This is a genomic window from Paenibacillus xylanexedens (genome assembly GCF_001908275.1).
In the GTDB taxonomy this organism is placed as follows: Bacteria; Bacillota; Bacilli; order Paenibacillales; family Paenibacillaceae; genus Paenibacillus; species Paenibacillus xylanexedens_A.
Genome location: NZ_CP018620.1, coordinates 4,258,863 through 4,277,218, shown reverse-complemented (window position 1 = coordinate 4,277,218; position 18,356 = coordinate 4,258,863). Strand labels below are relative to the sequence as shown.

At 44.6% G+C, this 18,356-nt stretch carries 15 protein-coding genes; 7 read left to right on the top strand and 8 right to left on the bottom strand.

Features of this window, described 5'->3' with window-relative positions; translation table 11 throughout:
- Positions 1–52: 52 nt before the first annotated feature.
- Positions 53–1,546, top strand: coding sequence for an arabinosylfuranosidase ArfA (arfA, locus tag BS614_RS18955; protein WP_074096903.1), 1,494 nt, complete (start codon positions 53–55; stop codon positions 1,544–1,546).
- A 555-nt stretch (positions 1,547–2,101) separates the two neighbouring features.
- Here arfA and BS614_RS18950 read toward each other — a convergent pair.
- Both BS614_RS18950 and BS614_RS18945 read right to left on the bottom strand, forming a co-directional pair.
- Entirely contained in the window at positions 2,102–2,674 is a 573-nt protein-coding gene (locus BS614_RS18950; protein WP_074095118.1) for a hypothetical protein, read from the bottom strand.
- Between the two features lie 184 nt (positions 2,675–2,858).
- On the bottom strand, positions 2,859–3,773 hold the full coding sequence (locus BS614_RS18945; RefSeq protein ID WP_074095117.1) for a DsbA family oxidoreductase: 915 nt from the start codon (positions 3,771–3,773) through the stop codon (positions 2,859–2,861).
- Positions 3,774–3,907: 134 nt separating this feature from the next.
- Between BS614_RS18945 and BS614_RS18940 the strand changes: the two genes are divergently transcribed.
- Complete coding sequence (locus BS614_RS18940; protein ID WP_074095116.1) at positions 3,908–4,255, top strand: winged helix-turn-helix transcriptional regulator; 348 nt, start codon at positions 3,908–3,910, stop codon at positions 4,253–4,255.
- Positions 4,256–4,417: 162 nt separating this feature from the next.
- Here BS614_RS18940 and BS614_RS18935 read toward each other — a convergent pair whose 3' ends face one another.
- Together BS614_RS18935 and BS614_RS18930 are read right to left on the bottom strand one after the other, a co-directional pair.
- Positions 4,418–4,882: an NUDIX domain-containing protein gene (locus BS614_RS18935; RefSeq protein ID WP_074095115.1), complete on the bottom strand. Its 465-nt coding sequence runs from the start codon at positions 4,880–4,882 to the stop codon at positions 4,418–4,420.
- A 111-nt stretch (positions 4,883–4,993) separates the two neighbouring features.
- The gene (locus BS614_RS18930; RefSeq protein ID WP_074095114.1) at positions 4,994–5,878 is read right to left on the bottom strand and encodes a LysR family transcriptional regulator; all 885 of its coding nucleotides are present in this window, start codon (positions 5,876–5,878) and stop codon (positions 4,994–4,996) included.
- Between the two features lie 124 nt (positions 5,879–6,002).
- Between BS614_RS18930 and BS614_RS18925 the strand changes: the two genes are divergently transcribed.
- The 4 genes from BS614_RS18925 to BS614_RS18910 all read left to right on the top strand — a co-directional run bounded on the left by BS614_RS18925 (position 6,003) and on the right by BS614_RS18910 (position 10,694).
- The gene (locus BS614_RS18925) at positions 6,003–7,013 is read left to right on the top strand and encodes an alpha/beta fold hydrolase (RefSeq protein ID WP_074095113.1); all 1,011 of its coding nucleotides are present in this window, start codon (positions 6,003–6,005) and stop codon (positions 7,011–7,013) included.
- Positions 7,014–7,199: 186 nt separating this feature from the next.
- Positions 7,200–8,804, top strand: a complete 1,605-nt coding sequence (locus BS614_RS18920; protein ID WP_074095112.1) for a type 2 periplasmic-binding domain-containing protein — start codon at positions 7,200–7,202, stop codon at positions 8,802–8,804.
- A 90-nt stretch (positions 8,805–8,894) separates the two neighbouring features.
- Positions 8,895–9,785 (top strand): ABC transporter permease, encoded by an 891-nt coding sequence (locus BS614_RS18915; RefSeq protein ID WP_074095111.1) that lies wholly within the window; start codon positions 8,895–8,897, stop codon positions 9,783–9,785.
- A gap of 18 nt (positions 9,786–9,803) precedes the next feature.
- Positions 9,804–10,694: a carbohydrate ABC transporter permease gene (locus tag BS614_RS18910; protein ID WP_036615762.1), complete on the top strand. Its 891-nt coding sequence runs from the start codon at positions 9,804–9,806 to the stop codon at positions 10,692–10,694.
- A gap of 105 nt (positions 10,695–10,799) precedes the next feature.
- On the opposite strand, the gene BS614_RS18905 is transcribed toward BS614_RS18910, so the two are convergent.
- Entirely contained in the window at positions 10,800–12,545 is a 1,746-nt protein-coding gene (locus BS614_RS18905) for a cache domain-containing sensor histidine kinase (RefSeq protein ID WP_074095110.1), read from the bottom strand.
- Positions 12,546–12,573: 28 nt separating this feature from the next.
- On the bottom strand, positions 12,574–14,190 hold the full coding sequence (locus tag BS614_RS18900; protein ID WP_074095109.1) for a helix-turn-helix domain-containing protein: 1,617 nt from the start codon (positions 14,188–14,190) through the stop codon (positions 12,574–12,576).
- 187 nt (positions 14,191–14,377) lie between these two features.
- Here BS614_RS18900 and BS614_RS18895 point away from each other — a divergent pair, with 187 nt between their 5' ends.
- A complete protein-coding gene (locus BS614_RS18895; RefSeq protein ID WP_074095108.1) occupies positions 14,378–14,653 on the top strand; it encodes a hypothetical protein in 276 nt (91 codons plus the stop codon).
- A gap of 144 nt (positions 14,654–14,797) precedes the next feature.
- Here BS614_RS18895 and cydC read toward each other — a convergent pair whose 3' ends face one another.
- Both cydC and cydD read right to left on the bottom strand, forming a co-directional pair.
- On the bottom strand, positions 14,798–16,525 hold the full coding sequence (cydC, locus tag BS614_RS18890) for a thiol reductant ABC exporter subunit CydC (protein ID WP_074095107.1): 1,728 nt from the start codon (positions 16,523–16,525) through the stop codon (positions 14,798–14,800).
- Positions 16,522–18,345 (bottom strand): thiol reductant ABC exporter subunit CydD, encoded by a 1,824-nt coding sequence (gene cydD / locus BS614_RS18885; RefSeq protein WP_074095106.1) that lies wholly within the window; start codon positions 18,343–18,345, stop codon positions 16,522–16,524. Before cydD ends, cydC begins: the two co-directional genes overlap by 4 nt.
- Positions 18,346–18,356: the final 11 nt, after the last annotated feature.

The window sequence follows — 18,356 nt, the reverse complement described above, 5'->3', positions numbered from 1 at the left end:
TTACACAGTTAAAATTAATTCTATGGAGGTTTTCCCATTGCTTACATCCAAAATGCTTATTGATAAAGATTTTCAGATTGCTGAAGTAGATCCGCGTGTCTATGGTTCATTTATAGAACATCTGGGACGGGCCGTATACGGCGGTATTTATGATCCAGGTCACCCTACGGCAGATGCTCAAGGTTTCCGTCAGGATGCCATTGAAGCGATCAAGGCTCTGAATGTGCCAATTGTTCGTTATCCGGGCGGCAATTTCGTATCCGGTTACAATTGGGAGGACGGCGTTGGTCCGGTAGCAGAGCGTAAACGCAGACTTGAACTGGCATGGTGGACGATTGAAACAAATGCGGTAGGAACAAACGAATTTGCAGATTGGGCCAAACTGGTTGGAACCGAAGTGATGATGGCTGTAAATCTGGGTACTCGCGGCATTGATGCGGCCAGAAACCTGATCGAATACTGTAACCACCCATCTGGCACATACTGGAGTGATCTGCGTATCTCTCACGGTTACAAGGACCCGCATAAATTCAAAACCTGGTGTCTAGGCAACGAAATGGACGGCCCTTGGCAGATTGGTGCAATGACTGCATATGAATATGGCCGTATTGCCAATGAGACCGCTAAAGCGATGAAATGGGTAGACCCGGATATCGAGCTTGTGGCTTGCGGCAGTTCCAGCCGTGACATGAGTACATTTGCAGATTGGGAAGCAACCGTGCTGGATCTCACCTATGAAAATGTGGACTACTTGTCCCTGCATCAGTATTACAACAACAACAAAGACAACACGTATGACTTCCTGGCGACATCGCTGGATCTGGATCAATTTATTGATAGTGTGGCTTCAATCTGTGATTTTGTACAAGCCAAGAAACGCAGCAAAAAGAAATTAATGCTGTCTCTGGATGAATGGAATGTCTGGAAATCCATCGGCACAAGCCGTATGGAAGAACGGTGGCAGATTGCGCCTCCAGAGTTTGAAGATGTGTACACACATGAAGATGCACTAGCTGTGGGCTGTTATCTGATTACCATACTCAAGCACGCCGACCGTGTAAAAATGGCTTGCCTTGCTCAGTTAATTAACACCATTGCACCAATTATGACCGAGAATAACGGAGCGATCTGGTTCCAGACGACGTATTTCCCATTCATGCACGCATCCAACTTCGGTCGTGGTACGGTGTTGCGATCCATCACAACTTCACCTAAATATGATTCCAAAGACTTTACAGATGTGCCTTATCTCGAAGCGATCAGTGTGCATGATGAAGAGAACGGCACGATCACAATCTTTGCGGTGAACAGACATCTGGATGAGAAGTTGGAACTGAATGTGGATCTGCGTTCCTTCGGAGAAACCACATTTGTGGAGCATATCGTATTGGAGAACAACGACTTGAAAGCCACCAATACCAAAGAAAACCCACGTAACGTTGTTCCTCACAACGGCGGATATACAACGGTTGACCAGGGTAAAGTGCAAGCAGTCTTGAACAAAGCATCATGGAACGTGATTCGCCTCAAAACCAAACAGGCTTAATAAGAGCGGGATAGAGTTTTCTCCTACTCTGCAACATTAGCATTGTTTTTCGCACCGAGTGCAGCCCCCTGCGCGCGGTGCTTTTTGTTGTATGACAGTGGTCGGTCGAACTACATGGTATCAAAGTTAGATGTTAGACGCGTATTTGAAATCTCATTTTTTATTCCTCGCAACGAACGAATTTAACGAACACAGGAGAAGTTATGCTGCAGAATCAGCCCCTTTTTCACACTATATCTTACATTTTGCAGCGAATAGGGTTTGCCATGTTTGTTAGCATTTTAATGGCTTGATATTGACCCGAATAAGGTTTCTGAGGTTCGTTAGCACTGAGCAAGCATGCGAAATCGAGCTGGTTCGAACCTCATATACAGCATAAGCAAATAAGCCACCCTCCGTTTGGCATACGGAGAGCAGCTTGCAGTTAAGCATCTAGCGGAGAAGATAAGGAACAGACCAGATCAGAAAGAAATCAGATCACCCAACATACTAGCAATCCTTCCTTCCCAAATGCAACGAAGGTTGTGTTCTATTTCACGATTTTCATTTCAAGTATTATCCTTGTTGTGCTTCCTCTTCACCTTCGGTTTCAGCCTGAGCTGCCTGGCTTGCTGGAGTCATCAGCCCTTGAACTGCCCCCATAAATGGCTGAATCTGCTTAATCATGCCATACCCCATTTTGACCACAGGTGTAAACCGCTGGATCATGCCAAACAACCGCATACCCCCGCCTAACATACCTCCAATCGAGCCTGCACCGCCAAAGCCACCTAACAATGAGCCTAGCATAGGCATGAAAGAGGATACCTGGGCTTGCCTAGACGTTGAGCGAGACATCGACCGGGATCGTACTTGCGACTTACGTGTGCTGTTCACCCGTTTACGGTTTCGAGAGGATGCTGTTTTTCTCGTAGCCCCTGCTTTAGGTTTGGTTTTGCGAGCACTGCCTTCAGATGAGGGTGCTGTGATTGCGGCCTGAGTAAGCTTTCCGCCCCCGGTAAGCACTACGCCTTCGCTGTTAACGCCAGAGATGTACCCGACGTACGTCTCGCCATTATGAAGAGTCACGCAGACTGGGCGATCCTTGAGCCGTTTCACCCGGACGTGTATTTCATTGGTTTTAGCCATGGAATTCACCTCCACTTGACTTGATCTACTTCAGTCTACGCAATGGGTGGACGACTTGCCTGTGCGAATAACACATCCGTGCTGCCTGCGGATATTTAAAATCCCACCGGATCGAGGCTCATATCAATATTGATAATAATCCTTCGGTAAAAATGTGCTAATTCGATTTCTTGTTTTTCCTGTCTCAGATATGCTCGATATACATCTCATTCAAGATATGACCCATACGATATGTGTGCTCTGCCAATTCAGATTTCACATATGATTCAATATCAGTCTTTTCGATATTGTACACGACCTCCATTTCTTTAGAAAAAAGAAGGTGTCCCTCATTGATTTTCTGCTCCAACGAGGTTATTTGTTTGGGTTTCAGATCACCACCGAGCACCTGCTGAAGTGCTTGCACATATGTTTCAAGAGAACGGGCTCCGACAATTTTCATACCCTGGTTCTCTTCATTCACAATGATAATTGATGGGAAACCTCTAACGCCCAAACTAGCGACACTCTCAAAGTCTTCCTCTAATAACTCTTGTGCAGATTGCTCTGCAGCCGCCTCAACCACTTCTTTTCCATTCAAGCCCAGTTGATTGACGATATCCGTCAGCACATCATCTTCTCCAATATTTCGATTAAATACAAACACGGCTTCACGCGCACGTCTTAAGAAGTCCTGCTCTTTACCAGGGTGCGTACTCTGAATGACCTTAAATACGCGAGATGGCGGATAGGAAGAAAGTATTGGATTATCGTGCCATAAGGAACCGTCGATGGGCATGCGTGAATGTTCACCCACTTCCTTCCAATGCTCTGCAACGTCCGAAGGTTTCTGAATCCCGTTAGCGCCATCCGAGAAACCATTCCAGTTAGCCAGTAGCCCACCCATTTTAATTTGCAGCGTAAAATAATGACCGTATTCCTCAATAAACCGATGAAGCACAGGCTCAAGCGCCCAGCAGTGAGAGCAGATCGGATCTGTTGCGTAATAAAGAGTTATCCTTTTCTCAATGTGATTCAGATTGATTTCTTGCATCACCTCTTCTTCGCTCACACCACATACGCCTGTTTCCAGATCACACATCATAGATTCGTTACTCACGTGTATCCCGCCTTTATATTGTCTTATGAATTGATTTTCTTGTGTTAGTTTGATTATAATGTCTACAATCTTCTGAACAAGTACGATTCTTTTTCTGACTTAGTATCAAAAAGTATACTATTGGAGGGTATCAAGTGAAATACGACTTTAATTTCGATCAGTTATGTCCAGCGACTTATGCATTTCAGGTCATTGGAGGCAAGTGGAATCTTCCGATCCTGGCAATCCTCAGTGAAAATGACTGTATACGTTACAATGAATTAAAAAGAAGACTGCCTGGCATTACCGGAACGATGTTAACGAACTGTTTGAAAGATTTGATTCATTCCGGCATCGTGCATCGGGAGCAATATAACGAGGTGCCACCGAGAGTGGAGTATTCGCTCACAGAATCAGGCAAGGAATTGGTTCCTTTAATTGAATCCATGGTAATGTGGGGTCAGAAAAATATGAAAGCAGGCGTGAAGCAACAAGATATATAACTCCTGGCCTATTGTAACCCCTTATCATAGATGTTCATTATCTAATCGCTCTGCACAATTTGTTCAACGGCAAAAAGACTATTTCACTGGACCATCATGTCCTTTGAAATAGCCTTTCCTTTATAAATACAAGACGGCCGCTTGTTTACGACGTGTGCACATCTAACTATTCAGGTCGTCATCTTCCTCATTTCCTAAATACATAACCGTTTTTTCTCCCTCAACCAATCTAATGATCTGCTTTCGTAATTTTGCAGGAAATAAAGGTAGTTCGTATATATTTTTAATTTCGAGCCATTCAAATTCCACCTGATTTTCGTCACTTGGCAGAATAGAACTATCTTGGTCCATCAAACCTATGTACTCGCATAAAAAAACAAAATCTACACGATGAAGAGCTTCACCGTATACCCCTTCAATTACGAATTCCAGTGATAACGGTTCTACATCTATTCCGATTTCTTCCGCAACTTCACGCTTCACCGCATCCGTCAGGGTTTCACCTGCATTCTGGCTCCCACCAGGCAGAATGTAGATGACTTCATCATTATCATCCTGCTTCATTGCAAGCATTCTCCCGTCTTTAATGATCAATGCTTTTGCAGAATTTCTAATCTTTCTCTCCATTGCTAATCCCCCATATATATCTGTATCATGTTGTTGAAGGTTGATTCCATTTAACCTCACGATCTCCATGAAGAATATTTTAACACATACATCTAAACAAATTCTGAACAATCAAATCAACTCACTCTTGGCGACCTCCATGAAAGCAGCCATAGACGGAGAGATCCATTTTTCCCGATGCCAGAGCATTTGCGCAGAAAAGGATACATCTGATAAATCCCACGGCAGAGCAACCACTTCCCCTTCTCTCAACTCTTTCTTCAAAGCCATTTCAGGTAATAAAGCGATCCCTAGACCAGCCACAACACATTGTTTAATGGCTTCTACACTATGAAACTCCAGCTCTGTCAGAGCATCCACACCTTTCTTTGTTATGGATTGATCAAAATGAGTGCGATACGAACAGTTCTTTTCGGTCAGTAAAAAATGCTGTTTGTGGAAGTCATCGATGACCAACTCGTAACGCGATGCTAACATATGATCGGGAGAAACCACCATTTGAAAGGTCTCATCCTTTAAAAACTCTGACTGAAGGTCTTTGGAATTAATTGGCTCATCCAATACAAATACGACATCGGCATGCCCTTCTCTCAGACTCGATTTGAGCTCTTGCCCAGACAAGGGGCGGAACAATAACCGCACACCAGGATAGTCCGCTCGGAAGCGTTTGAACAAGGCTGGAAGAAGATATGCACACAGCACTTCGTCTGCTCCGATCACCACCGTTCCCGCCAATTCTCCGTGCTGACTGGATATGCACTTTGCTTCCTCTACATCGTTTAAAATCTTAGTGGCGTACGGCAGAAACTGTTGGCCAGCATCCGTTAACACGACCTTTTTGCCTAATCGATCCAGCAATTTCACCCCAAGCTCTTCTTCCAGCGATTTGATTTGCATGGTTATGGTAGACGGTACATAGCTCAATAATTCAGCAGTTTGACTAAAGCTGCAGGTCGATGCAAGCGTCCAAAAGGTTTTTAGCTGGCGTATTTCCATGAGTCAGGCACCTCCTAAGTTCAAAATAAATGAATGATATGTTCGATAACGTTTCGTTGAATTGATAATAGACGTATTGTAGAGTGAAATCAAGTTATTACTATTTTATAAGGAGAATCAATCTATGAACGATTATGAAACATATAACCTTGGAGATACATTACTTCAATCGGGACAACAGCTCCCTCAAGCCTTTATCGCTTACAAGACCTATGGAAACTTAAGCGCGGCAAAGGACAATGTTATTGTTGTCCCAACATGGTTTGCTGGAATTCACACAGATAATGAATGGTTAATTGGAACGGACAAAGCACTGGACCCCAGTCGCTATTTTATCGTTGTGCCCAATATGTTGGGTAACGGTTTATCTTCCTCTCCAAGTAATACCCCTGCCCCATATGATAAGAACAACTTCCCCCTCATCTCCATGTATGACAATGTGCGTGCCCAACATCAACTCATCACTCAAAAATTCGGTATCTCCAAAATCAAACTTGTTGTGGGCTGGTCTCTGGGAGCCATGCAGGTTTATCAATGGGGAACCAGTTATCCTGAGATGGTCGAGCGTATTGCCCCCTTTGGCGGAACGGCAAAGAGCAGACCCCATACACAGTTGGTATTCGAAGCAATGATCGCGGCGTTACAGGCAGATTCAAATTATGAAAATGGTAGATATGAACGCCCTCCGGTTGCCGGTCTCGCAGCGATGGGAAGAGCTTATGCTCCATGGGGGTTCTCGCAGGCGTACTATTTGGAGAAATTGTATCAATCTGAGGGTTACGACTCCTTGAAATCTTATGTAGAAGATTACTGGGATCAGGTATTTCTTCCCTTCGATGCTAACGACTTGATTACCATGTTGCGTACAGGAATCTATGGAGACATTAGCGATAATCCCGTAGATGACGGCAACTTCGAACAGGCGTTAAGCAAGATCACTGCTCCCGCACTCGTTATGCCAGGATCAAGTGACTTGTTTTTCACGCCAGAAGATAGTGTGTATGATGCTAAGCATATGCCAAACGCTGTGTATCAACCTATAGAGTCCAAGTGGGGACACTGCTTTGGAATCGGAGCAAACGAAGAGGATTCAATCGTTATCGATCGTCATCTAAAGCAATTTTTGGAGTCATGAGTAAAAAAAGAAGGAGCACAAAGTAAAAAAAGTGCACAAAGCTCATTATTCTTTTCTCCGCTACAACTCAAAAGTAAAAAAAGATACCGGTTCTCGTCAATAACCTTTATATCACGTTCCCCCTTTCTCGTTTAGAATATTTTCAAGTAAGCGTTATTGAAATATGACTGATAAGGGGGAAAAGAAATGAACAAGAAAACGAAAGCCTTAGTCTTGTCTGTGTGCATGTCAACCTTATTACTCGCAGCCTGTAGCAATGGAAGCGGTGCTGATAAAGGTTCAACAACGGACACGGATTCCAACGAGGCTGGAACGACAACCATTCATACCGTAACATCAGAATACACTTCTGCAAAATATCCAAAGGGCGACGATATCACCAACAATGTATGGATTAAGCGATACAAAGAGAAGTTTAATATCGATGTCAAAACAGACTGGGTTAGCGATGAGTACGATACAAAACTCAATTTGGCTATCGCATCGAACGATCTTCCTGACGTATTCAGAGTTAATCCATCACAATTGAGACAGTTAGTCGAAGCAGATATGGTCATGGACCTTTCCGAGGCCTTTGATCAACACGCTTCAGATCGTCTCAAAGGTTATATGGAAGCAGATGCAGACAGTTACGAATCTGGAAAGAAGGACGGTAAGCTGTACGGGATACCACAGATGCACTGGGGATTAATTGAACAACCAGACTTCATCTGGATTCGGAACGACTGGAAAGAAGAATTGGGACTCCAAGATCCGAAATCTGTGGAAGACATCAAAAATATCGCACTAAAATTCATGGAAAAGCACGGTGGTTATGGTATAGCGGTAGACCAATCCTTGGATTACCTCAACCTGCTCGCCATTGCATGGAATGCGCATCCGGATATGTGGATGGAGGATAGCAATGGAAAACTCGTGTACGGCTCCGTGCAGCCTGAGATGAAAAATGCGCTGGCTGAGTGGTCAGAATGGTACAAGCGAGGCATCATTGATCCGGAATTTGCAATCAAAGACTTTAATGCGATGAACGCGGATATCGTAGCCGGCAAAGTGGGAATGCAACCTTATTACCAATGGTGGGGTTATAATCCGGGTGTCGACACAGTATCCAATCTGGGTAAGGACGCTATCTTCTACCCTTATATCATCCCTACCGTTGATGGAAAAGAAGCCAAACAATCCATTTTCTTCGCCAACAACAATTATATCGTTATGAAAAAGGGATTCAAAAGCCCTGAAGAAGTAATCAAAATTTTGAACGACTATGCTTATATTGTGGATGAAGGCAATGGCAAGGAATCCACAGAAACGTTATCCGCCTTACTGGACAACGATATTGCCCATGTTGTTGGAGCGTTCCGTGTACTTAATCCGAATTCCGATTACGAGCAATTTGAGGCGGTCTCCGCTGCCCTCCAATCCAAGGATACCAGTGGACTCACGACTTCGGGAATGTGGCAAAAATATAACAACAGTGTTGAATTCATGGAGAATGCAACCCCAGGAGCAGTTGGTGATTATTTGCAACAAGGGGCTCCAAAGAATGCGTATGGTCTTGCCAAGAAAGTACTGGACAGCGAGAACTATACAAAGACGGCCCTATGGGGTGTTACGCCAGAAATACTTTCAAGCTACGGTACAACCTTGGATGATATCCTGACCGAAGGTTTCACCAAGATCATTATGGGTAGTGAAAGTATCGATTATTTCGATGTTATTGTCCAGAATTGGCTTGCAGCCGGAGGTGATAACGCAACCCAGGCAGTGAATGAAGCCTACGGGAAGAAATAATCTCGTTTGTCACAAAGACGGGATGAGGGTCATCTCTCCCCTTTATTTGATAGCGATTACATTTGGCGTACAAGGAACGGAGGAATATGTATGTTGAGAAAATGGAAGCAGCAGAGTCCTTACCATCTCATGTTGATTCCAAGCCTGGTCTTGGTCTTCATCTTTTGTTACATCCCTTTCTACGGACTTATTATTGCATTTCAGAAGTATAATCCGGGCCTTGGCTTCAACTCGCCATGGGTAGGATGGGATAATTTTACCCACATATTTAATCAGCCGAACTTCGTAAGAACGATCTGGAATACATTGTACATGTCTGTCTTCAAGATTATCGGTGGTATAATCGTGCCCGTGATTTTTGCATTACTGCTTAACGAGGTACTGCACAGTGGAATCAAACGTACATTTCAAACACTTGTCTACATTCCAAACTTCCTCTCTTGGGTCATTATGGCCGGCATCATGCTGGATATCCTTAGCTCCGACGGCATTATCAATACGTTTTTAGGTGTATTTGGTATTGCACCGATCTCCTTTCTTGGTACACCCTCTATTTTTCCTTGGACGATGATTGTGAGTGACATATGGAAAGGTTTTGGGTTTGGTACGGTTGTTTATTTGGCAGCCCTGACCAGTATTGATCCGGGACTTTACGAAGCCGCGGTGATCGACGGAGCCAAACGCTGGAAGCAAACCATCTACATTACATTGCCTCTCCTCATGCCAACCATTGTTTTAATGACCGTGCTTTCACTTGGAAACGTACTCAATGCTGGCTTTGACCAAATCTATAATCTCTACTCCCCTGTTGTCTATCAGACTGGTGATATTATTGATACCTATGTCTACCGTCTGGGAATTCAGCAGGCACAGTATTCGATTGGTACCGCTGTCGGGTTATTTAAATCGATCATTTCCAGTGTTCTCGTTGCTGTATCGTACATCCTAGCTTACAGAGTGGCTGGCTATCGTATCTTCTAAGAAGGAGGAACTCACATTATGATCTATGATAAAAGTATGAGCAGACGTGTATTTCTTATCATAAACTACACCATACTGCTTCTAATCTCTCTCCTATGTATCCTGCCGTTTATCAACTTGCTGGCTGTTTCATTCAGCAGCAGCGCAGCTGTATCTGCGGGGAGTGTTACGTTCTGGCCTGTGGAATTTACGACAAAAGCCTATGAATTTGCATTAACGGGAGGATCATTTTTCTCCTCTCTCTGGGTAGCCATTCAACGAACGGTTATCGGAACGTTGGTGAATCTGGTTCTGATCGTACTCACGGCTTATCCCCTCTCCAAATCAAAACAAAAATTGATGGGGCGTAATATCTATATGGGATTTTTCATAATAACCATGTTATTCAGTGGAGGATTAATTCCAACCTATCTCGTGGTCGTCAAAATGGGACTAATCGATTCCATATGGTCTCTGATCCTGCCTGGAGCTCTCCCCGTATTCAGTATGATTATCCTCATGAATTTCATTCGGGGGCTGCCCGAGGAAATTGAAGAATCAGCAATTATCGATGGTGCTGGGCCTGTACAGGTATTGCTTCGTATTCTACTCCCACTTCTCAAGCCCGCTCTCGCTACGGTTGGTTTGTTCAGCATCGTTGCCCACTGGAATTCGTGGTTCGATGGCATTATCTATATGAACAATCCAGACAATTATCCATTGCAAAGCTACCTCCAGACCCTCCTGCAAAGTTTTGAGCAAATCATGCTCAAATCTGGGTCAGATTATACGCAGCTGTTGTCCATGATGAACGCCAGAACGGGGCGCGCCGCTCAGATGTTCCTGGGTGCCATTCCGATTTTACTCGTGTATCCGTTTTTACAAAAATATTTCACCAAAGGTTTGGTGCTAGGTAGCGTCAAAGGGTGAACAAAAGGGCTTGCAGTTCATACTGCGAGCCCTTTGTTTATATCTAAACTTATTTTTATGATCGCTGTACCGCATTATGAGATGCATAAATGAAAGCATGAATGACTATTTGGCTTCTATGATGGCAGGCAGCAGAATGGAGAAAATGGTACCTTCACCCATTTTACTCTCCACCTGTATTCCATAAGGTTTACCAAAATGAAGCTGAATCCGCCGCTGCACATTATGCAATCCAATCCCATTCGTTCCCGTACTTGCACCGGGCTTCTCTTCCAATAGATTCTGCATCGTATGGTGATCCATACCAACACCATTATCGCAGATCTCGATCACAACTTCATCCAGCTGTGATTGAATCCGAATGGTGATGATTCCGTCTTCTTCCAGTTCGGCCAGACCATGAAAAATCGCATTCTCCACAATCGGCTGCAGGATCATTTTGGGCATGCGATAATTTAGCAGTCTATCCTCAATCTCGTATCTCATCTGAATACAATCGTAATACCTGACATTCTGGATCGTTACGTAATTCGTTATATTATCAAGTTCCTCACGAATGGTTACGAGGGTTCCATCGGATTTTGTTGCATAGCGGAGCATCGAGATTAGTGCATCGGTCATTTCCACGATTTTATCAGCCTGCTGCATTGAGGCAATCCATTTCACCGACCCCAGTGTGTTATACAGAAAATGAGGCTTGATCTGGTCATGGAGCGCACGCATCTCGGCCTTGGCTTTCTCTATTTCTTCCTGCTGCATCCGTTCGACCAACCGCTTCAATTCATGCGACATTCTGTTAAATCGAATGGATAAATGTCCAATCTCGTCTCTTGAGCCAATAGGTTCAACTTGTTCAAACTGACCTTTCTCGACTAGAGCGATATTCCGTAGCAGTTTTTTAATGGGAGTTGTGATCACGTGAGATAAAAAGATGGATATGACGGCAGCAAAAAGAACAATGACTATGGCAAGCGTCACCAGATTACGGCCCAATATTTTGCCATCAGCAGTCAGCTCATCCAAAGGCATATATAAGTAAGTTGTCCATTTTTGCTGACTAAGTGGACTGGTCACCACGACATTGAGTGATTCAGGCGGACGAACGTTGTCCCGGAACAGTGTCCCGATTAATCGTTCGTTAACGTTATATACGATCTTGTCATCCTCATCAACAATCATGAATCTGGAGCGTAGTCCTTCCTGCAAGTTTCGATTGACGATTTCAATGAATTTGATATCAATGCTGACAACGATCACGCCAAGCAGTTTTCCACTAGTCACATCATGAATTTTGCGAGCGTGTGACACTGCCAGTATTTTATTCTCCAATTGCTCGTCGATTCGTGTTGTGAGGGTAATGGTTCGATCCTTATCATGCATGAACTTTTTAAACCACAATTCGTTTGCTACTTTGAAGTTTGGATCAATGGGTTGATGTGGACTGACAAAAAGGTCTTGCCCCCCGTTCATATTGTAGAGGTAAATGGAGAATACGCGGTCTTTCATCATGATGTAATTCATCAGAATATTGTATGCGGCAATCTCATGTTGTTCATCACCCTCTCGCAGGAAATCCTGGATCGGAAAACTCCCTTCATGAGTCGCAGACAGATTGTCACTAAGCCCATTGCTGGCGAGCAGCGAAATTTTCTCAATCTCCTTGAGGAACTCGTCAATGCGAATATTCGTTTGTTTGGCCAGATCGTTTAGTAACGCTGTATAGTTCTGTGCCAATAACCGCTCTGAGGAGTAATACGAGTTGATTGTCATCACCAATACCGGAAGGATAATGACCGTCATACAGATCACCATAATTTTGTACTTGATTCGGAAGGGCCGAACATGCTTCATATGCTGCACCTCTATTCACCGATTACATTCATCCCTGCTGTAATTCTCGATATTCCTCAGGAGTGACACCTACCGATTTTTTGAAAATCTTACTGAAGTACGTGTAATTATGGTAGCCCACCTTTTCTGCGATTTCATACACTCTCATTCCTCTGCTCAATAGATACGCTTTGGCATGTTCAATTCGAACTCGGGTCAAGTACGTAATAAAGTTCTCTCCTCGTTCCTGTTTGAACACGCGGCTGAGATACGACGGATTCACACTGATTTGGCTAGCGATACTTTGCAGTGAGATATCTTCCGCATAATACTTGTCGATCAATTCAGTGGCGAGATCGGTGTAGGTGCTTTCCTGTTTGATTTGGGAATCGGTTTGGAAGTAATATGCAATATGAGCAAGCATATCTTCGTGGATATCCTCCCAATACTCTCCCTTTAGAACGATTTCATAGGGTGATTTTTCTGTTAAAGAAGGTGCACCTCTTTCTGTAGCTCGGGATAGATGGGAATGTATCGTTTCCATTACCATGATATATTGCTTGCGAATGCTATTCTCATCCGCTCGTAGCTGTTCCAGATTGGATCGGATTCCTTCAAGGAACTCTTCCGCCATTTTGTTGTCTTTGCTTACCCACAACTTCAACAAATCTCGTTCTTGTTGCGGGCTCAAAGCCCCCTTAACTTCATGTCGATCTGGGGATTGAACCATATCATCGTAATACAACACCTGGTTGCTTCCTGTGAAGAAACTCTGTTGTAGAGCCGTTTCTGCCTCTTGGCAGGCCTTCCTGATGTGAAGGAAACCGGAAGTCATTCTACTTACCCCAGCCGTGAGCGATAGATTCATAAAATCCTTGATCGAAGAAAGCAATTTATTACATAGTTTGTTCAAGTCGGCGTGTACAGATTTGCTTTCAGGAAGTACATTAACGATCACCCAATATTCAGAAGAACTTTCAACAAAAATCTCTTTCTCCCACTTCGATGGAATGATCTCTTCCATAATATTAAGAATCGAAAATCGGAGCAGCTTTTCCCCCTTCTCTACATATTTCCGCTTTGCATCCTCGTAATAATTCACGATGAACTTCATGACAACCAACTGGTCCGAACGTATACGAAAATGCAGTTCTTCCGCTTTGGTGACGATATCCTCCTCACTAATGAATCCGCTTACAATATCTTGGAAGAAACTATCCTTTAGATATCTTAGGCTCTTGGAATAGTCCTGTGTTATAGAGGGTGTGTTGGTTGGGTGAACATGTTCACTTTGCAGTTTCTGTCCAACAGTACTCAGGAGGTCAATAAGGGAGGATTCGGTGATCTCACTTTTAATCAAGTAATCTGAAGCGCCAAGTTTTAGCGCCTCTTTCACATAATGAAATTCGTCAAAATTACTCAGGATGACATACTTACAGGTTTTCAGTACGCAGGAGGCCTCTTGTATAAGCTGTAGCCCATCCATAATCGGCATCTTAATATCTGTAATAATTAGATCAGGCATCACTTCAAGCGCAAGGCTTAAGGCCTCTTTTCCATTTCCCGCCTCTCCAACAACATAGAAATTATACTCTTCCCAATTCAGCATGGAACGAATTCCAACCCGCATGAGCAATTCATCATCTACGATCATCAGTTTATACATACGTATCCCCCAACATGAACCATTTTTAGATATTTTACCATTAAACGAACTGTTGCAAAGATGTCTAGCGAACCTTATCGAATTGCGGGTATCATAAATAACACTTTTACAGAACATACGTTCCTGTTATAATCAGATTATCGTATTTGGTGTAACATAACATGCCCGCCTGGAAAGGATACATATCATGAATTTATACAAGTTTGAATTAACGGTGAACGGATATCTATTACGTGTTCATTTCAGTGCATCTGAAGAAAGTGGATTGAAATGGTGCAAACGAGTTGCTTCTGAATTCCAGAATAACGTTGCCAATCTGGAGATCAAGGTTGATATACATAAAAAGCAGAAACAAAAGCATGCACGGGAATATCACGGAAAGCCATATCTGTATGACAGGACACTAAGGAAAAAGCCGATTGCGAAGAAAAATAAAACGGCTGAATCATCTGCGGTTATGTAAAGGGGAATTAACATTGCTGCTTAACGAGTCTTCTCAATAGAAAGACAAAAAGACTAAAGAACGGATTACTGATGATAGCATCAGTGGCCGTTCTTTAGTCTTTATTGAAGTACTATCGACACCTTGAGTAGACTGAAATTCCTTTCACGCCCCGGCGTCTCCAATCATTTGTCGTTCAATTTGTTTCATTTCATAAAAATAGCCTTTTTGCTCCATTAGCTCGGAATAAGAACCCGATTCCACAATCTTGCCTTGGTCCATGACCACAATCCGATCCATCTCTTCCAATCCCGTCAGCCGATGGCAGATCAGGAGAAGTGTATCTTCGGCAGCTTGTGCCAGAAGATGCTGCAACACACGTTGCTCTGTGACGTAATCCAGCGAAGAAGTTGGTTCGTCCAGAAGCCATAACCGTCCTTTACGCAGCATCGCCCGTGCCAGAGCCAGCCGCTGTTTCTCACCATCCGACAGGTTCTCCCCTTTTTCATAAACCAAATCGCTCAACAACTTATTCGGCAGTTGTACTTGATCCAGCACAGCCGACAGTTGTTCATCCGAATGTCCTTCTCCATTCAGCAACAGGTTGTCCCGGATGGTTCCCCGGAAAAAATGACTTTGCTGCAACACAACATTTGCCCTTTGCCATATGCTCTCTTCATTCAGTTCCTTCACCGAAACATCGTTTAATCGTATATCGCCAGACGTTGGTGCACGCAGCTTGAGTAACAAATCGATAATCGTTGACTTGCCTGACCCGCTCGGCCCGACAATCGCTGTTTTGGAGCCTGCTGCAAGTTGCAGGGAGAGCTCCCTCAGCGCCGGTCTCCATTCCCCTTCATATTGGAAGTTAACACCGGATAGTTCAATCGAAACCGCCTGATCGGCTGAAACTTCACCGCTTGGCTGTACAGGTTGTACATCGGAGGTTGGTACCGTTTCCGCCAGTCGCTGAGCGGCGTGTTCGCTGTCCTGCTTATATAGAGGCAATATAGCCATTGCGGCAGCTTCTTCGAACACGGTCTGCGTGGCCAGGATCAGCATGGCGAGAAATACACCGGCAAATGCTCCATTCACAATTAAGAAAGCGCTGAGTGCTAGCACTCCCCATGTAACAAGATACGTCACAAAAACGTGCATGGACTGCCCGCGCAACAGGTGCGAAGCGGCTTGCCTCTGTTCCGTTGCCAATGCAGCGGAAGCCTGCTGAAGCTGCTGCTCACGCTGTTCCAATTGGCCGTATACTTTCAAATCCCTGAAACCATACAACACTTCGGTCACTTCCGTGGACAGCAAGGCCCGTTGCTGGCGGACACGTCCGTGTATTTTTCGCTGACCTAACAAGACAATACCTGGTACAACAAATGCCGTAATCAGCATACCTAGTACTAACAAACACGCAATCCAGATCGAAAAGGCCGAAGTGAACAGCATGGTAGCCAAAAACACCATAACGACCATGATGGGTGGATACGCGACCCGCAAAAAGTAATTTTGCAAGCTTTCCACATCACCCACGATCCGCGCAAGCAGATCCCCGCTTCGGTTTTTGTTCAATATACCTGGCGTTACCGGGATCAGTTTGGCAAAAAAGGACGTCCGCAAACGGCTCAGCATGGAGAATGTTGCCCTGTGCGAATACAAGCGTTCCCCGTAGCGACTTGCCGCTCGAAGGAAACCAAGTAGTTTGACCATGGAGGTGAGTACAATTAAGGTGTACAGCGGTGGCGCAAATACTGTTTGCGATATCATATAACCACTCGCGGAAAAGAGAGCTACCCCTGCTATGCCGGCGATAAATCCGCCCAATATCGAAAGCAAGATATCCTTGCGCTCCTGAATCATCGCTTTTGACAGAATCGTCAGCTCATTCATGCTAACCCTCCTTTCCGTTGTACATCAACCATCTCCGCATATTGAGGCAGGCGCGCCAGAAGTGCTTCATGATGTCCTGAATCCACTAATACCCCACTATCCATAAACAAAATGTTGTCCGCATGTTGAATTGTATATAAACGGTGTGCCACCGTAATCATCGTTGCCGTTTTGGCTAATGCCGCAATGGATTGTTGCAATACCCGCTCGGTGTGTAGATCCAGACCAACGGTGGGTTCGTCGAACAAAATGACGGATGGTCTCTTCAGAAAAGCACGTGCTAAGGCAAGTCTTTGCTTTTCCCCACCAGACAGCCCCCGGCCACCTTCACCAACAAATGTGTCCAGTCCCTGCTCCAATTGAGCGACAACGCCAGCAAGTCCTGCTTCCTCTGCCGCCTGCTCAATTTCAGCTCTGGAGACGTTCCGACCCGCGCCAATCGCGATATTTTCGGCAAATGTACCTGCAAAAATATACGGATGCTGTGTAATATAGCTAACACGTCCAAACCATGCAGCCTCATCATGTTGTGAAATCTCGCTTCCGTTAACCAGAACCGCTCCCGAATCTGGTTTCAGTAAACCGGCAATGAGATGAAGCAGCGTGGTTTTACCTGAGCCACTTTTGCCTACAATAGCAATCTGTTCTCCTGGTCCAATTGAGATCTGTCCTGTCTTAAGTCCAAAGGAATTAGGTGTGTACTGGAATCGGACATCGTTCAGTTCAATGGTTGGTGGCATTGTTATCGACTCTGTACGAGCTGTACGAAGCTCTTCCGTCCTTGCAATTGTATCGACATTGGTTAATACGCTTTGATCCGGTCCTTCTTCAGGCTTCGTTTGTGTGCTCTTGACACTAGTGTCCGCGAGCATCTGTTCCACCTTGCGAATGGCCCCCATACTGGTTCGCCCGCTGTGAAAAGCCGTTCCTGTATTCTTCAACAGACTGTAAAACTCAGGGACGAGTAACAACACGAGAAAGGCTGTGTGGAAGCTCATCGATTTGAAAACCAGTAATTGAATAGCCAGTTCAAGCGCGACAATACCAATGCTTAACATCACGATCGATTCCAGCATAAACGTATTTGTAAATGCAATCTTCAAAATGCCCATGGTGGCATCACGATACCCCAGACTGCTGCGTTCAATCTCCTGTTGCTGACGTTTAGCCCGTCCGAATATTTTCAACGTAACCAGCCCTTGAAGCGAATCCAGGAATGTACCGGAAAACTCGGCAAGTTGCGCGTATTTCTCTTCTGATTTGTTCTTTGTCTGGAGCCCAACCAGGATCATGAACAGCGGGATAAACGGTGCCGTAAACAGCATAATCCAGCCTGTGTTGGCGTGCTGCGTAAACGTAACAACCAGAATCAGAATCGGGATCATCGCAGCTTCCATCATTCGAGGCATATATTGACTGAAATAACTGTCAGCCTCATCCACAGCATCCAAAGCAACGCTGACCTTTCCTCCCGTCTGTCCACTCAGGGTTGAAGGCATGGAAGCGCGGGTCAGGTTCTGCAACACAGATGCTCGCATATTCGTCTTGGCGCGTGCTGCCATATGCAAGCCCACTTTCCCATTGCCATACGACAACAGTGAGCGTACAGCCATAACAACCAGTAATAGGACAAGCAACAGCATCACTGATGAAAAGGAAGCTTTCTCTACAAAGATTCGCTGGACTGCTTCAGCCACCAAGGTGGCCTGGCTTATAATAGCTACACCAAGGGCCAGCGAAATGATCGCAAGGAGAAGTCTTTTTTTTCGTTGTAAAGACATTTGCTGCGAGATCAGATTGGATTTGCCTCTCCTCTTCATTGAACGCTCCT

What these genes read in the sequence shown, in the direction of transcription:
- arfA (WP_074096903.1), top strand. Translation starts at nt 53, where the DNA reads ATGCTTATTGATAAAGATTTTCAGATTGCTGAAGTAGATCCGCGTGTC.
- BS614_RS18950 (WP_074095118.1), bottom strand. Translation starts at nt 2,674, where the DNA reads ATGGCTAAAACCAATGAAATACACGTCCGGGTGAAACGGCTCAAGGAT.
- BS614_RS18935 (WP_074095115.1), bottom strand. Translation starts at nt 4,882, where the DNA reads ATGGAGAGAAAGATTAGAAATTCTGCAAAAGCATTGATCATTAAAGAC.
- BS614_RS18930 (WP_074095114.1), bottom strand. Translation starts at nt 5,878, where the DNA reads ATGGAAATACGCCAGCTAAAAACCTTTTGGACGCTTGCATCGACCTGC.
- BS614_RS18925 (WP_074095113.1), top strand. Translation starts at nt 6,003, where the DNA reads ATGAACGATTATGAAACATATAACCTTGGAGATACATTACTTCAATCG.
- BS614_RS18920 (WP_074095112.1), top strand. Translation starts at nt 7,200, where the DNA reads ATGAACAAGAAAACGAAAGCCTTAGTCTTGTCTGTGTGCATGTCAACC.
- BS614_RS18915 (WP_074095111.1), top strand. Translation starts at nt 8,895, where the DNA reads ATGTTGAGAAAATGGAAGCAGCAGAGTCCTTACCATCTCATGTTGATT.
- BS614_RS18910 (WP_036615762.1), top strand. Translation starts at nt 9,804, where the DNA reads ATGATCTATGATAAAAGTATGAGCAGACGTGTATTTCTTATCATAAAC.
- BS614_RS18905 (WP_074095110.1), bottom strand. Translation starts at nt 12,545, where the DNA reads ATGAAGCATGTTCGGCCCTTCCGAATCAAGTACAAAATTATGGTGATC.
- BS614_RS18900 (WP_074095109.1), bottom strand. Translation starts at nt 14,190, where the DNA reads ATGTATAAACTGATGATCGTAGATGATGAATTGCTCATGCGGGTTGGA.
- BS614_RS18895 (WP_074095108.1), top strand. Translation starts at nt 14,378, where the DNA reads ATGAATTTATACAAGTTTGAATTAACGGTGAACGGATATCTATTACGT.
- cydC (WP_074095107.1), bottom strand. Translation starts at nt 16,525, where the DNA reads ATGAATGAGCTGACGATTCTGTCAAAAGCGATGATTCAGGAGCGCAAG.
- cydD (WP_074095106.1), bottom strand. Translation starts at nt 18,345, where the DNA reads ATGAAGAGGAGAGGCAAATCCAATCTGATCTCGCAGCAAATGTCTTTA.